The 2,268-nt window shown below is 45.0% G+C and carries 4 protein-coding genes and 1 pseudogene; 4 read left to right on the top strand and 1 reads right to left on the bottom strand.

Features of this window, described 5'->3' with window-relative positions:
• The first annotated feature begins 347 nt into the window (after positions 1-347).
• A complete protein-coding gene (locus tag MiSe_RS48690) occupies positions 348-620 on the top strand; it encodes a hypothetical protein (protein WP_226594677.1) in 273 nt (90 codons plus the stop codon).
• Here MiSe_RS48690 and tnpA read toward each other — a convergent pair.
• Positions 613-982: pseudogene (gene tnpA, locus MiSe_RS48685) on the bottom strand (IS200/IS605 family transposase). The gene MiSe_RS48690 and the pseudogene tnpA overlap by 8 nt on opposite strands.
• Positions 983-1,082: 100 nt before the next feature.
• On the opposite strand from tnpA, the gene MiSe_RS48680 reads away from it, so the two are divergent.
• The 3 genes from MiSe_RS48680 (at position 1,083) to MiSe_RS48670 (ending at position 2,161) form a co-directional block, all read left to right on the top strand.
• Positions 1,083-1,370 (top strand): helix-turn-helix domain-containing protein, encoded by a 288-nt coding sequence (locus tag MiSe_RS48680; protein ID WP_226594675.1) that lies wholly within the window; start codon positions 1,083-1,085, stop codon positions 1,368-1,370.
• A gap of 49 nt (positions 1,371-1,419) precedes the next feature.
• Complete coding sequence (locus MiSe_RS48675; protein WP_226594673.1) at positions 1,420-1,827, top strand: RNA-guided endonuclease InsQ/TnpB family protein; 408 nt, start codon at positions 1,420-1,422, stop codon at positions 1,825-1,827.
• A 100-nt stretch (positions 1,828-1,927) separates the two neighbouring features.
• Positions 1,928-2,161 (top strand): hypothetical protein, encoded by a 234-nt coding sequence (locus MiSe_RS48670; protein WP_226594671.1) that lies wholly within the window; start codon positions 1,928-1,930, stop codon positions 2,159-2,161.
• Positions 2,162-2,268: the final 107 nt, after the last annotated feature.

The raw sequence follows: 2,268 nt of genomic DNA, 5'->3' as shown, positions 1-2,268 counted from the left end.
CTCCCTTGGAGCGGTTCTCGGCAAAGTCAGGAAGTGTTACCCAGATAGCCACTAAAGGGCGAAAAGTTAACATGAACTCCTGGCCTGATTCTCCGCGTATGCGAGAGCGGAGAGTGGCTCAATGCGGACTTAATACCTGGGTTCAAATTACCTGTGGGTAGATTTGTCCAGGTTTTTAGAAGCGGTAAGCAACAGCTATCGAACTCTCTATGTTTAATCACCGAAAACGCGCGCGGTGCCAAGAGGCTAAAGACATCGGTCCCAAGCGCGCCAGCATCAAGATGGCAGTCAAATCTTGCACCACAACGAAATTTGATGTAAAATGTTTCCAATTTGTAGCGGTCTTTATGCCTCAAAAAGTTTCAAAGACCAAAAGTAAAACCCCGACATTTGTAGTAGAGATACCCAGACTGGTATCAAAAACAGATGCCGGGGTTTTATCGTCTAGAGGTCTGTTTAACGGTTTGGGGTTTGCCACGCTCAATGATAAGGGAGTCGTAGCATCTCAAGCTTCTCTCTGGGGCGGAGGTGAAAGCATTATCAACCAGGACGAGAAGCGCTTGCACCCCCTCCAAGAGGGGGGATTGGGGGGATCGGGACGTTTAAGTCCTGTCAAGTAACGTCGTGATGGCGCTGTTCCTCAATATATCTTCGCACAGTTTCGCTACTGACATTCCCAGCAGTAGAAACTTGTGTAAGAGTGAGTCCAGAGACTGGGAAGTTTCAATAAATGCGGAAACTCTTGCCGTAAATATCTAGAACTCCTGCCCTTGATAGCACCAACAACTTTGTGCGCTGCTACGCTGGGGGGGACGTTGACAAACAAATGCACGTGGTCGGGCATAATCTCCAAAGCAATGATATTCGATTGATTTTCTTGACATACCTCGGAGATAATCTGCCTGAGTCGAGTTTCTACATCCCCAACTAAAACCTTTTTCCGTCTTTTCAGTATCCAAACCAGATGGTAGTTTACCTGCATAGACGGAATTTTTTTTCGGCGTTACTGTTGCATTTTTGAACTCAATAGATTAGTATTTACTGTAGACAAAAGTATCACAGCTACAAAGAAGTGATAGTTATTGCTGACAGCTTACGTCTACAAGCTAAGACCAAAAGCATCCCAATCAAGCAGTATGGGCAGTTGGGTCAATATGCTTTGCAGCCACTATAACTGGTGCTTGAACGACAGGATAGTCCAATACAGTCAACAGTTTATCCAGGGCGATTACTGCGATATTAGAACTAAAGCAGAAGCCTGCCCTCTGACGTGCTTTGTCAGCAAGAACGGTGCTTCTCTTGAACCCTGGAAAGATACCAAGGTAGACAAGGAAGGAAACGCTAAAAATCCTCGCCGCAGCGAGTCGTGATATTCAAATTACAGCGCTGCCAGACCTAAAATTAGCTAGACCCTGGTACTTGAAAATTGATTCAACCGTATTGCAACAGAATGTGAGGCGGTTGGATAATGCTTACAAGAACTTTTTTGAAGGCAGGGGATTCCCCAAATTAAAAAATCCCAGCAACTTTACCGACTTCACATACGCGGTCGGGGTAAAAATCAAGGGCAACAAGGTTTACTTGCCTCAGCTGGGTTGGATGCGGTTTTACAATTCTAGACCTGTGCCAGATGGGTTAGAGATTAAATCCGTCACCGTCAGGCAAAGGCAAGAAGGTTGGTATATTTCGGTCAGGATTGAAGACAAAACCGTACCCGATTATGCCGCCAAACCTCTAGGGGAAGTCAAATCGATTCTGGGTGGCGATTTGAGAATTACTAAGCTGGTACATCTGGCAGATGGCTATCAATTTGAAAATCCCAAGTAGGCTACCATAAAAAAGACAAAACATCTCCTTAAAGTTAGACAACGCCGAGTCAATCGCCAAGTTAAAGGTAGCAACAAACGTAAAAAAGCGTCCAAAAAAGTTGGACGCTTCCATAAAAGAATTGCCGACAAGAGACAGGCTCGCTCAGTGGTGGGTTGCGAAGACTATTGCCTCTCGGAGAGTAGATGCCATCGCGATAGAAGATTTGAATGTCGCGGGGATGCTGAAACGTTGCCAAGTTAAAAAGGATGATACAAATGGAAGGTTTTTACCAAATGGACAACCCTTGGAAGAAGGGATTAAACCGTGCTATTTCGGATGCCGCTTGGAATGAGTTAATTTTAAAGCTCGAGTATCTCGCTGCAAAGCTCCGAGTGCGATTCGTTTAGTCGAAATGAATAATAATATTCAGGGATGACTAACTTCTCTGGAGTAACCAAT

It is taken from the genome of Microseira wollei NIES-4236, assembly GCF_020521235.1.
Lineage (GTDB): Bacteria > Cyanobacteriota > Cyanobacteriia > Cyanobacteriales > Aerosakkonemataceae > Microseira > Microseira wollei.
Note: the sequence above shows the minus strand (reverse complement) of the source record. Positions and strands in the feature narration are given on the sequence as shown.